The sequence below is a fragment of the Pseudovibrio sp. FO-BEG1 genome (genome assembly GCF_000236645.1).
In the GTDB taxonomy this organism is placed as follows: Bacteria; Pseudomonadota; Alphaproteobacteria; order Rhizobiales; family Stappiaceae; genus Pseudovibrio.
In genome coordinates, this window is sequence record NC_016642.1 from 5,422,996 (window position 1) to 5,435,529 (window position 12,534).

Genomic DNA, 12,534 nt, shown 5'->3' on the forward strand with positions numbered 1-12,534 from the left:
ACATTCCAAGCATCAGAATCTTTCCTGCATCATATCAACCGCTCCGGCTGCAGGAAACTGATAGGACTGGCCAAAAGTGACGCATGCTGCCTGATACACTTTGAACAATGAGGACAAAATGACCGCAGAAATCATCAGCTTTGGGGAGCCATTGTTCGAGTTCAATCAGGTCAAGGAATACAGCGGTGAAGGCCCGGACTATCTCTCCGGCTTCGGTGGTGATGCCTCAAACTTCGCATGCTGCGCTGCCCGTCAGGGCGCTAGCGTCGCGATTCTGACCCATCTGGGCAATGATGTTTTCGGCAACAAGTTCATTGATCTTTGGGAGAAAGAAGGCGTCCAGACGCACCTTGTTGAACGCAACGCCATTGCGCCAACCGGTATTTACTTCATCTCTCACGACGAGCAAGGTCACCACTTCAGCTTTGCCCGCAAAGGCTCCGCCGCATCGCAGATCACACCAGAGCAGCTGCCAGCAGATGCAATCCGCGCAGCGAAGCTGTTCCACGTCACCGCAATCACACAGGCCATCTCCACCAGTTCTTGCGACAGCGTATTCAAAGGCATCGAGATTGCAAAAGAAGGAGGTACGCTCACCTCTTTCGACACCAACCTGCGTCTCAAACTGTGGGATCTGAACCGCGCCCGCGGCATCATCCACGAAACTGCACGTCTCGTTGATTTCATCATGCCAAGCGTTGATGAAGCCGAAGTGCTGACCGGCCTGTCTGATCCGGACAAAATCTGTGACTTCTACCTCAACCTCGGCTCAAAGAACGTTATTCTGAAGCTGGGTAAAGAAGGCGCCATGTACGCCACCGCATCTGAGAGAAATCGCGTGGCAGGTAATCCGGTTGAGGCTATCGATGCAACAGGCGCTGGCGACTGCTTCTCCGGCTCGTTCTTCACCAATGTGGTGGCTGGCAAGTCACTGGAAGACAGCCTCAAATACGCCAACGCCGCAGCAGCACTGACCACTCAGGGCTATGGCGCAGTTGCTCCAATCCCAACACGGGATCAGGTCGAGGCCTTCATGAAGGCCCGAGACATCTGATAGGCAAGTTTGAGAGAAGCCTCGCTTCTAATACAGCGGGCCTTCTTATTTGAACTGATCGCCAAAGAAGCCGATGTGATTGCGCATTTCCCGGCGCGCACCTTCCACATCCCGTGCGCGGATCGCATCCAGAATGGCCTTATGCTCTTCAATGCCATGACGACGCGCAAACTCCGGCAGCAGCGGGTAAAGCCCCTTGCTCATGTTCATACCCACGAGGATCTGCGGCTTCATCAGCTCATAAACAGCGGCGGCATATTCATTCTTCGCTGCTTTTACCACCGCAGCATGGAACCGCATATCACCATCAATGGTACCGACAGAGTCCAGGCCATCGCTATGGATCTGCGCCAGCGCGGCATCCAGCTCTTCCATTTCCTCGTCTGTCCAGCGTTCAGCAGCCAGCGCCGCCATCTCGCCTTCAAACGCCATACGGGTTTCCTGACATTGGATGACATCGCCAATACCAGAGATCGCAAACTCACCAAGGGTTGGAGCAAAAGGAGTTGGGGTGACGTGCTCTTTGATGACAAAGCTGCCAGAACCACGCACAGTCTTGATGTAGCCTTCCTTGCGCAAACGCTCCATCGCACCGCGCACAACAGGCCGCGAGACGCCGTACCGCTCACAAAGCGCGTTTTCAGTCGGAAGCTTCAAGCCTTCCGGAAATTCTCCGGAATCGACAGCTTCTTTCATCTTGTCGTAAACCGCATTCGAGAGGTTTGCTGGACGGGCCACCGCTCACTCCAATTATTCTTGTTTTTCTTAGCTGTTTGCAGCCTTTGGAACTGCATTAATTTACAACAGCCCGCCTGAGCTAACAAGCTTGCCACCCTAAACCCGTCCAAAACACATCACGTAAAAACATCAGCAGAAAAACTATAGTAAATTCAAATAACTACGCCACTTATGAGTTCATCCAGATAAGCGAACAACCATGTCTGCTTAAGCAACTGCGACATTATGTAGTCTACTTATTTACAGCGCATCTTTCTAATATATCTGAGAGGGATTGTGGGGTCTCTCCAAGGTTGGGGGTGTTATTATGCGTCGACTTCCTTTCAAGACTATTCAGTGTGCGGCAACTGACTTTTGTGGCACTTTGGCTGTCACCAGTATCCTCGTAGGCCTCCTTTATCTGATCTTCACGCTGACCTGAGTTCTCTGCGTTTTCCAACAGCTTAGGACGCAGCATCTGTTGGACAGATCAAACTCTGCTCTGGCGAACTTCCGCAACTTGAGTCATTCTTGACGGTGACGTTCAAGTAATCTTCAGATGACTGTACATGACCGATGTTCTGCAACTAAGCCCTTATGCACCCGATGAAATCAACGAGGAGATGGATCGCCGCTTCTCGCCCGCCCGCTATTGGGAGTTTCAGCAGGACGAAGACCTGAAAGCGCAAATCCTGCCAAACATTCGTGTGGTCGCCGCCAAGGGAGATGTGGGCCTGCCAACAGAACTCATGGCCTCCCTACCCAATCTGGAGCTCATCACGGTCTACGGTGCAGGCTACGATAAAATCGATCTGGATCAGGCCCGCAGCCGCAACATCATCATCACCACCACACCTGATGCACTGACCGAAGCCGTCGCCGATCATGTGGTCGCGCTCGCCCTCGCCTCCTCTCGCAGAGTTGCAGAGGGGGACCGCTTTATCCGCAATGGTGACTGGCTCAGGGGCAAACTCGGCATCGGCTACAGCTTACGCGGTAAAACACTCGGCATTTTTGGGTATGGGCGCATTGGCAGAAAAACCGCAGAGATTCTCGGCGGTACATTTGGCATGCATATCTTGTATTGCGACAGGAACAGCGACCCAGCCGAAGACAGCCAATGTAGAGCCACACCTCTTGAGCTGGCAAACGAATCTGACGTGGTGGTTATTGCCGCTTCAGGCAGTTCCGACACAAAAAATATTATAGATATTAATATATTAGAAGCACTCGGACCTCAGGGCCTTCTTATCAATATTGCCCGCGGTTCATTAGTAAACACTCAACATTTGATCGCTGCACTTGAGAGCAGAAAACTGGGCGCAGCAGCATTGGATGTATTTCCAGATGAGCCCAATGTTCCCAATGAACTGATCAGTTCACCCTACACAACACTCACACCCCATCTCGCAAGTGCCACACTGGAAACGCGATTGGAGATGGGACGCCAAGTAATTGAAAATATTTCATCTTATACGCGAAATGGAGAAGTATTTAGCCGACTAAATTTCTAACCTATACGTAACCCCAACAACATTTACTTAGAAAAACAAAAATATAGCTCACACCCACTCGATTCAGGTGTTATTGTTACCTGCGAGTTCCACTTACTTTATAAATAAAGCAAATTCATGCCTTTAAAAAAATCCAGAGTTACTGTGTCCGATATTGCGAAAGCAGCGGGGGTATCGGTAGCGACCGTGTCGAATACAATAAACGACACCGGGCGCATGACGGAAGAAACCAAAGCTCGCGTAAAGAAAGCAATGCAGGAACTGGGCTTTGTAAGAGATTACAACGCCGCCAAACTCCGTTCCGGCCGCTCACGCCTTATTGGCGTACTCGTGCCGGACATCTCGATCCCATTTTATGCCGAGTTCTGCACCTCACTGGAAGCCGCACTTTCAGAACACGGCTATCTGCCTGTGATCGCAAATGTCGGAGAGGACACCAAGCGCCAGCAAACCATGCTGGAAGAAGTCATCGGCCACGGCGTTGCCGGCATCGCCATCAGCCCAAGCGCGGGCACCAAACGCAGTGATTTCGAGATTGCCAGCACACGTAAAATCCCAGTCGTTACCTTCTGTCGTGAGATTGAGGGATTGGCGATGGATTACATCGGCTCCAACAACTATCAGGCCGCTCAGCTGGCCACCAAACACCTGTTGGAACAAGGCCACCGCAAGTTCGCAATGATCGCAGGCTTGCAGGAAACAATGCCAGGCCGCGAGCGCAAGCGTGGTTTCTACGACGCCTTGAAAGCAGCAGGCATTCCTGAAGCAGATATCCATGTGGAAGTATGTGGCTTCGATCGTGAATGCGGCCGCATCAAAGCGCAGGAGTTGATCTCAAACCAAACCGAGTTCACCGCCCTGCTCTGCCACAATGATCTGGTGTCAGTCGGCGCAGCAGCAGAGCTGAAGAAAGCAGGCCGCAATATTGGTGAGGATCTCGCCGTGGTTGGCTTCGACAATCTTCCAGAGGGAGAAGCATGGACACCGGCCCTCACCTCAGTGGAGAGTTACCCACGCACCATCGGCAAGGACGTCGCCAACCTGCTCATCAAACGCCTTGATGGAGACACCGCACCCACCATGACGGAGCGCGTAGAGCCGCATCTGTTGGTACGCGACTCTTCCAGATTCCAGGTCTGACGCCTTTACTCAGGACGAGGCTCATCCCAGAGGTTTTCCCAGGTGTAAGGGCTACCGGACAGGAAGTACTCATCGCCAGGAATGAAGCGATGGTTCTTGTCTAGATGCGCGATACGGGACATGTCGTGCTCATCAAGATCGCACGCGAGCGCCGCAAGGTTCTGCGCAAGGCGCTCAGGATTGCCTGACTTCGGCACAACGATAATGCCGTTCTGGATTGCCCATTTCAGCACCACCTGAGATGTGGTCGCATCATGCTTCTCGGCGATCTCTTCAATAACAGGATGTGCCAGAACAACTTCCTGCTTCTGCTGCTCAGTTAAATCAGCAGGAATGCCGCGGCCAAGCGGCGAGTAAGCCGTAATCGCGATGTTGTTGTGCAGGCAGTATGAGCGCAGTTCATTCTGCTGAAGGAACGGATGCAGCTCCACCTGATTAACCGCAGGCGCAACCCGCGCTTCCATGATCAGGTCTTCCAGCTTGTGAGTGCTGAAGTTGGAAACGCCGATGGTGTTCACCAAACCCTCATCAAAGCACTCTTCCAGCTCACGCCACGTGCTCATCAGCGGCACGTCCTCAAGCGAGTAGTAATCCGCTGAGCTACTTGGCTTCTTCACGCCCTTCTTCAGAGCAACAGGCCAGTGCATGAGATAGAGGTCGAGATACTCCATCTGAAGATCCGCAAGCGTCTTTTCCAACGCGCCTCTCACATCCTCAGGCTTGTGAAAGCTGTTCCAAAGCTTGGAAGTGATGAAGAGATCGCTACGCTTGATGCCATCTTCTTTCATCGCATCCGCGATTGCCTGACCAATCTCCGCTTCGTTGTCGTACATCATCGCGCAATCGATGTGACGATACCCGGCCTTCAACGCCGCACGCAGCGCAGGATAGGTTTTGCCTTCTCCAAAGTTCACCGTGCCAAGGCCCAGCATTGGCATCTTGTAACCGGTGGAAAGTGTCTTAGATCGCATGATGCCCCCTCAAAAAAGAAAACCTGCCAGCACACCGCCAGCAGGTTTCCTTACAACGTATTGTGCACCAGATAAACACCAGCGCAAACCATTTCAGCTCATCAAAGAGCCAAATACTCTAAGCCACGTACTTATTGAGCACCTCTAATGCAGCCAGCTTGCGGGAGAGATCTCCATCCAGCCATCGCTCCATGGCATCGAGGACCTTTTCCTGAGAATAACAACGCAGGCACGTTGCAGCTCCCGGTATAAGAACCCCGTTTTCCATCTGCGCAGCTTCGAAGATATCGTCCAGCGCCCCAGTATCAGCTTTAGCGCTCACAAGCTCCAGAGCAATCACCCGCAAACGACGACGCGGACTTGATAGATAGCTACGCACATCAATGTTAGCCTCAGCTTTTCCGGCCAAAACTTTCAGTGCAGACGCGGACACAGCATCGGTCTTGTCTTTCAACGCAGCTGTCACAACCTTCTCAGCTTCCGGCTTGGAAGAGGTACCAAGCAGCTCAACACGCATGGCACGCACGGCAACATCGTTCTCAGGCGGCAGGGCGAGAATGCGGTCAATCGCATCTTCGGAAAGCTCAAGGCCATTCTCAATCAGATGCACGAGGCTCTGACTCGCGGCAAAGCGAACCTGCATCTGACGATCAGACAGTGCTGAGACCAGCGCATCAATCAGCTCCGGACGCTTCGCATCACCACAGATACGCAGAGCCAGAAGACGGATGTCCAGCGCAGGATCATCAGGACGACCCGGCACAACACGCTTCTTTTCGATCAGCTCATTCGCCAACTCAAGGAAGTGCATGTCTTTCTTGCCAAGCTCAACAGGCTCTTCTGCAAGCTTCTCAAGCTCGTCTTCAGTGTTCAGGATCGCGCCAAGGGTAGAACCAGGGAAGGCAACAACATTGTCCGGCAGATCTTCAACACTCTCAATCGCACCTTCCGGCACCTCTTCTGAGACCACCTCGTTTGCGCCTGAAGTCACCTTCGTAACCAGCTCCTCAGCAGCAGGCTCTTCCGCCACTACCTCTTCTTCAGCAATAACGTCTTCCTGTGTCTGCGGCTCAATCACATTGCCTTCGCGGTCAATCTGAACACGTGGTGGCTTGTCTTCACCTTTGCCGTTGTTGCCTAGATCAGACGGATCTTTCTCTTTCGCAGTGTCGAGAATATCCTGATCATGCGCTTCAGGCATCAGCTTGCCGGAAACAGCCCAAACCAGCTGCACAGATGCATTGTCTGCAATGTCACCCTCACCTTCAGCCAGCTTGGCAAGCGAGTTCAAAGCAGCGAGGCGGATTTCCTGTTCAGCACTGGTAACCTGCTCCTGCAGCACAGCCAGCCCTTCAACGCTCGGCTTCTCCCCATGCTGCACGATGAATGCCTTCAGAACAGCTTCTTCCGTGCGGTGGGTCGCTATTTCAGTCAGCAGTGAGGTTGCAGCTTCACTATCAACCTTTGCCAGTACTGGAATCAGAGCGGCAACAAACACATCGCTCGCGCTGCGCAGAGAACGTTCAATCCGCTCAATCAACGCATCAGGCTTGGCGATCTCAATGGAAGCCATCCGCTCCAGCGCCATCACACGCAGAGTTTCTTCCTCATCCTCAAAAGCCACTTTTTCAAGCTTGGAGTAAGAGATCCTTCCCGGAGCCTTCAGAGCAAGCCGACGCATCTGCGGCTCATTATCCGCCAGCAGAACAGCCAGATCAGCTTCTTCACCACGTGTCATCAGCACTTCAGCTGCTGCAACACGAACATCCGGATCAGCATCAACAAACAGAGCCCGCAGGATCTCACCAACGCGCTCATCTTTCGCAGAAGAAAGCGCACGCGCCGTATGCTCGCGCACACGAGCGGAAGCATCAGACGCCAGCCCAGCCAGTTCCAGCAAGCCAGTCACACCCATTTCAGCGAGCGCCACAGTCACTTCCGGCCAGACTTCCTGACCAAACGGATCCCGTGCAGCTTCCAGCAAAGTAGCCGCCGATGCTTCACACTTAAGCGTGCCAAGTGCAAGAATGGACTTGCGCTGCACATCCAGCCAATCATCCCACTCAGCACCGTAACCATCCCAGGCTACGTCATCTTCGCAGCGATCTTTGGCAAGCTTCATCAGCCACTCTTCAGCAACTGTTCCGCCCACAATTGCAAGACCATCAATGGCCGAGAGCTTAACTTCCAGCACAGGGTCGTTCAGCAGGCTCCAGAGAAGCACATCAGCATCAAGGCCTTTACCCGCACTGATCAGAGCTTCAACCGCATCACTGCGAACGTCTTCATCCTCATCCCGCAGAGCTTCCGCGAGCGCAGCCTGAGCTGTCGAATTTCCAAATTTTCCAAGAATTTGAGCGGACAAACACTTTTCACGCTCTTCGCCGTTTGCAAGTAACTCACACAGGATCTTCACGAGCTTGTCGGTAGCTTCGGTTTGCTCAATTGCAAAATCCTGATCCAAACGCCTGGTGGAAACCGTCATGATTGGCTTTTCTCCTCAAGCGTATTCTCGAAAAGTGGGCACCGGATCACGGCAAGAATACGCAAAACTAAAACTCAAAGCAGGTTGAATGTTCAACATCGAAAGCCAACCGCTTCAAGGTCCACTTCTGCAAAAGGGCTGATCTCTGAAAGCCCCTTGGCACAAGCGGAAAAAGAACTGGCGGGGTGCGCCCGCCAGTTCCTGATTTCTTATGCAATATCGCGACGTGCGAAAGACATAGACCGGAAACTATCCTTGTATGGGCTTGTGCCGATCTTCTTGATGCGACCAACACCCATCTTGTAGTTGTAGTTACCGCTGATCCAGTCCACCACGCGGCCAGACAGAGCGTTCGCTGGCTGTGCAGTGTGCAGGAAGTCCATGTAAAGCATGCCCTTCTTCAGCGCTGGGGTAACAATTGCTACCGCAGTGATCGCTGCTTCGGTCAGCTCAATGTGGCCTTCGTCCATCAGCTTGGTGAAGGTGAAGTCATCGCCTTCGATACCTACTGTGGTGTCTGTCTGAACCGGAATGCGGTCAGAATAGAGCATCACATAGTCACCGTTCTCGATACCGCGCTCTTTCGCATCATCTGGGTGGATTTCAACCCAGTTTTCAGGCCAGCGCTGTACGATGTAAGGACGACGGCGGTCATCATAACCAGACTGCCAACGCTCGTTGATACGACCGGAAGTAACCCAGAGCTCATCATCCTTAGGCTTCATCCATGCCCAGTAATCGGAGAACAGGCTCCATGGGCTCTTCTGGATGTTACACTTACCAGTCTGAGAGTTGAAGTGAGTGAGCTTCTTGTTGTAGCGGTTGGAACCACTTGGACCAGTCGCAGACAGTTCACGGGTGGTATCATGCAGACGCTTGGTACCCTGCAAGGTGCCGTCTTCAAGCATAACAACCGGGCCCTGAATACCGTCAGTACCGAACTCAGCAAACTTCTCGTGAAGTGTCTTGCCTTCTTTCTGCGCAGCAACCTTCAACATAAAGAAGTCTTTACGGCTGCCACGAGAGAAGCGGGCTGCTTCTTCAAGCACTTCGTTGGAGTCTTTCCAATCGTAGCCTTTGAAGCCCATTTTCTTCGCGAGGTTCGCAACAATCCACCAGTCAGGTTTTGCTTCACCTGGTGCATCGTAGAATTTTGGATACAGACGCAGACGACGCTCACCGTTTGCACGGGTGAAGGTGTCTTCACCCCAACCTGCAGCTGGGAAGACGATGTCAGCGAAACGTGCACCAATTGGATCTACGAGGTAGATGTCCTGGTTCACAACAACCATACCACCGCTGTCTACACGCTTTTTCAGTGTGTCGATGATGGTTTGCTTGTCGTAAGAACGCACTTGATTTGGATTCTGAACGGTCAGCTCTTCAAACTTCGCAGCAAGAGACTGGGAACCACACATGGACTGGATCCAGGTGTTGCCGATCACGTGAGCAAAGCGGGTGTGACCACTCATCAGATACCGGTCGGTATCCATTGCGCGGCGACGACGGCCTGGCAGTTTCTCAGGAGACTTGTTGCGTGGGTAAGAACCACCCTTCAAGCCACCACGCTGGTGACCACCAGCACGACCGATAACCTGACCTGGGCGACCACCACAGCCACAGATAATACCAAGGGAAGAAATCGCATTGGTGTTACCGGTGTTGTTGGACCAGTAGAAGCCCTTCTCGATCATGATGGACGTCTTAGGACGGGATCCATCTTCACGAGGTTTCGCCATCCACTCAGCAGCTGTGTAGATTTTCTCTACATCGATCTGAGCGATTTCAGCAGCTGCAGTTGGTTCAAACTCATCCTGAGCCATCAACCACTTAACGAAGTCTTCGTAGCCTTTGGTCTGGAATTTGCCCCAAGTGGTACGCCACTGCCATGGAGTATTACGGGTACCCTGACCGAAGCCTGAGGAGCTTTCCCATTTGTTGTTGACCCAGTCACGGATCCACTCAGCATCCTGCCAGCCGTTTTCGATGATCACACGAGCAATCGCGTTCACAACGAGAAGGTCAGTACCAGGCTGGATGTCGAGCCACAGACCGCCATTCTTCTCAGCGTAAGCCACACCAGCGGTCTTACGTGGGATCATGAAGATGGTCTTCTGACCATTCTGGATCGCAGGCATCATCCAGTCAGTGAATAGGATGGTCTTGGACTCATATGGGTCCGTACCGCAAACCATCAGGGTCTCAGCATCTTTCCAATCCTGATAGGACGGACCGAAGTTGTCGAAACCAGCATCACGGAAGCCTGGTGTGGAGGTCACATCAGACGGAGTGTCGTGGAACGTGAAGTTCGCAGTGCTAACAGAGCGCAGAGCATACTTGGAAATCGCATAGGTGTTTTCCATGTAGCCGTAGGAGAATGTTTTCACGCAGAAAGCGTTCTCGCCGTGCTTCTTGATAACGTGCTTACCAACTTCCGCAGCAACTTCCAGAGCCAGATCCCAGGTCACAGGCATCAGAGTGCCGAACATGCGGATCATTGGTGACTTCAGACGATCACGGGTTGGGGTCTGAGGGTTGTAAACCTTCTTCGCCAGCGCACCACCACGGATAGAAGAGTTACCATTGATGTTTACATGCTTGGTATCTTTATCCGGAATGATGATCACATGGTGAGGTTCCCCCTTGTGCAGCACAACGTTGTACTGGTTAGGAGCAACCCATGGACCCAGCGGATCAACCGGGAAGTCCACGCCAAAGGCGTTTTCAGCGGCTTTCTCACCACCTACTTTTCCGCCCTTAACAGGCCATCGATAGATCTTATAACCACACGCTACGATACAATAATCACAAGCAGTGGAAAGAACATCAGCGTCTACCGGAGGCAGCGGAATGTTTGTTCCAGGAATGTAGTAGGGAGTTGACATGATTTACTCCTCACCCTTTGAGATTGTCGTAGCGGCCATAGATCAGCCCGAACATACCAACAGCGTAGATATCGTCGCCGTCCAGCTCGAGAAGAACCTGAGGCAGACTCTGGTAAGCCTGGCCGGAGATGAAGATACCGTGACGGGTTAGGTCAAAGGTGGTCAGGTGCAGTGGGCATGGGCCCAGTGCCTTATCACCTTTCTGATAGGTACCCTGCAGCGGACCACCCTGGTGAGTACAGGTGTAGTTGAACGCAACAATGTCCTTGTCAGTACCGATACCGCCGCCAGCTTCCTTGCCCAGTTTAACAATCATGGACTCGGAGTAAGCGCCATCATCTGGGTAGCTGAAGTCAAATGGCTCGTCTTCTTTCAGATCAGAAAGCTTACAAATGAACTTGCGTTCATAAGTGGAGACCATTGCAGGCACCTTCGCGGAGGAAGGACCAGACTTCAGTGCCACCATTACGGTGAAGGTAGAAATACCGGAAGTCAGCAGGAACTGACGGCGTGTCATCACGCAGCGCTTGCCAGTTTTCGCGATTTCCTCAGGGCCGTTAACGACCTCAATCATCTCAGGAGAGACGGACTTAGGTTGATGTGTCATCTCCATCTCCTCTTAGTTCGTTACAGCCGGAAGCGGTTCATACTCAGGAAGATCAGGTGTTTCCATGAGAAGACGCTCGCCAGAGAAGCTTTCTACGAAGGCCACCAGATCAGCTTTCTCTTTGTCGGTCAGACCAAGAGGTTTGATCAGGTCAGTTTTCGTTGCTGCCCAGTCGTTAGTGCCACCACCCTGGTTGTAGAACTCAACTACGTCTTCCAGAGTTTCCAGCATGCCGTTGTGCATGTAAGGAGCGGTGTACTTGGTGTAACGCAGAGAAGGCACACGGAATTTACCGAGGTCAGCTTCCTGCTTGGTCACGAAGTAAAGGCCCGGATCGTCCTTCCACTTGCGATATTTCTCTTCCGTAGAGCCTTTTGCATAAAGCTCGAAGCGGAAGGTGATCTGTGCAAGCTCATCATCTTCCCAGCCGTCATAAGCTGGAACGCCGAGGTTGTAGTACTTCTGGTTGGAGATCAGAGCACCGTCGTGACAGGTGGAACAACCTGCTTTGCCAGTGAACAGTTCCATACCACGCTTCTGCTGGTCAGACAGAGCATTGTCATCACCCAGCATGTACAGATCGAACGGAGTATCGCGCTGAACGATGGAACGTTCAAATGCAGCAATCGCCATGTAAGCGTCACGCATCAGCGGATATTCTGTACCGAACACGTCATTGAAGCGTTCACGATATTCAGGAATGAACGCAAGGCGTGCTTCCATCATGTCGTCTTCACCGTTACCGGCAACGCCACCACGTGCAGCTGTACGGGCTTCAGCTTCCAGAGATTTGGAAACACCAGTCCAGAACAGGTTGCCATAGTAAGCAGAGTTCACAATGGTTGGTGAGTTACGCCAGTGAACAGTACCTGGGTAGCCCAGAGAGATCTTGTCCGGGAAATCCCAGCCAAGTTCTGGAAGGTGACAAGCCGAACAAGGCATTGCACCGTTACCGGAGAGGCGTGGATCGAAGAACAGAAGCTTACCCAGCTCAACCTTTTCAGGTGTCATTGGGTTATCTGGTGGAGAAGGAGGCTCTCCCAAAGGAGCCAGCTCTGCCGGGCGTTTTTCAGCCGCTTGAACACCAGCTGCCACTGCAACAATGGAAACACCAGCAAGTGCAATCGCACTAATGGTTTTTTTGAATGTTGTCATTTTAGC

9 protein-coding genes are annotated in these 12,534 nt (G+C 52.4%); 3 read left to right on the forward strand and 6 right to left on the reverse strand.

What is annotated here, in order from left to right; genetic code table 11:
- Window positions 1-118: 118 nt before the first annotated feature.
- Window positions 119-1,054 (forward strand): sugar kinase, encoded by a 936-nt coding sequence (locus PSE_RS24445; RefSeq protein WP_014287235.1) that lies wholly within the window; start codon window positions 119-121, stop codon window positions 1,052-1,054.
- 45 nt (window positions 1,055-1,099) lie between these two features.
- Here PSE_RS24445 and PSE_RS24450 read toward each other — a convergent pair whose 3' ends face one another.
- Window positions 1,100-1,792, reverse strand: a complete 693-nt coding sequence (locus tag PSE_RS24450; protein ID WP_008552540.1) for a FadR/GntR family transcriptional regulator — start codon at window positions 1,790-1,792, stop codon at window positions 1,100-1,102.
- A 548-nt stretch (window positions 1,793-2,340) separates the two neighbouring features.
- Here PSE_RS24450 and PSE_RS24455 point away from each other — a divergent pair.
- Both PSE_RS24455 and PSE_RS24460 read left to right on the forward strand, forming a co-directional pair.
- Window positions 2,341-3,285 (forward strand): 2-hydroxyacid dehydrogenase, encoded by a 945-nt coding sequence (locus tag PSE_RS24455; RefSeq protein WP_014287236.1) that lies wholly within the window; start codon window positions 2,341-2,343, stop codon window positions 3,283-3,285.
- A 117-nt stretch (window positions 3,286-3,402) separates the two neighbouring features.
- The gene (locus tag PSE_RS24460) at window positions 3,403-4,425 is read left to right on the forward strand and encodes a LacI family DNA-binding transcriptional regulator (protein WP_083841615.1); all 1,023 of its coding nucleotides are present in this window, start codon (window positions 3,403-3,405) and stop codon (window positions 4,423-4,425) included.
- 5 nt (window positions 4,426-4,430) lie between these two features.
- Here the strand turns inward: PSE_RS24460 and PSE_RS24465 are convergent, their stop codons facing one another.
- The 5 genes from PSE_RS24465 to PSE_RS24485 all read right to left on the reverse strand — a co-directional run bounded on the left by PSE_RS24465 (window position 4,431) and on the right by PSE_RS24485 (window position 12,528).
- Window positions 4,431-5,396 (reverse strand): aldo/keto reductase, encoded by a 966-nt coding sequence (locus PSE_RS24465; protein ID WP_014287238.1) that lies wholly within the window; start codon window positions 5,394-5,396, stop codon window positions 4,431-4,433.
- Between the two features lie 118 nt (window positions 5,397-5,514).
- A complete protein-coding gene (locus PSE_RS24470; protein WP_014287239.1) occupies window positions 5,515-7,881 on the reverse strand; it encodes a HEAT repeat domain-containing protein in 2,367 nt (788 codons plus the stop codon).
- A gap of 209 nt (window positions 7,882-8,090) precedes the next feature.
- The gene (locus PSE_RS24475; protein WP_014287240.1) at window positions 8,091-10,766 is read right to left on the reverse strand and encodes an arsenate reductase (azurin) large subunit; all 2,676 of its coding nucleotides are present in this window, start codon (window positions 10,764-10,766) and stop codon (window positions 8,091-8,093) included.
- A 10-nt stretch (window positions 10,767-10,776) separates the two neighbouring features.
- On the reverse strand, window positions 10,777-11,373 hold the full coding sequence (locus PSE_RS24480) for an arsenate reductase (azurin) small subunit (RefSeq protein WP_008552535.1): 597 nt from the start codon (window positions 11,371-11,373) through the stop codon (window positions 10,777-10,779).
- A gap of 12 nt (window positions 11,374-11,385) precedes the next feature.
- Window positions 11,386-12,528, reverse strand: coding sequence for a cytochrome-c peroxidase (locus PSE_RS24485; protein ID WP_014287242.1), 1,143 nt, complete (start codon window positions 12,526-12,528; stop codon window positions 11,386-11,388).
- Window positions 12,529-12,534: the final 6 nt, after the last annotated feature.